This window comes from Rhodococcus sp. MEB064, from assembly GCF_000834565.1.
GTDB lineage: Bacteria > Actinomycetota > Actinomycetes > Mycobacteriales > Mycobacteriaceae > Rhodococcoides.
The window spans coordinates 1-235 of the sequence record NZ_JXQS01000081.1; the positions used below are offsets into that span (position 1 = coordinate 1).

Annotated in this window: 1 rRNA gene; it reads right to left on the bottom strand. The window is 54.9% G+C overall.

Going from position 1 to position 235, the window contains the following annotated elements:
- Positions 1-235: ribosomal RNA gene (locus RU01_RS21940) — 23S ribosomal RNA — on the bottom strand; the annotation flags it as partial.

Here is a 235-nt window from a genome sequence, read left to right on the forward strand (position 1 = left end):
GCGTACCACTTTAAATGGCGAACAGCCATACCCTTGGGACCGGCTTCAGCCCCAGGATGTGATGAGCCGACATCGAGGTGCCAAACACCGCCGTCGATATGAACTCTTGGGCGGTATCAGCCTGTTATCCCCGGAGTACCTTTTATCCGTTGAGCGATGGCCCTTCCATACAGAACCACCGGATCACTAAGACCTACTTTCGTACCTGCTCGACGTGTCTGTCTCGCAGTCAAGC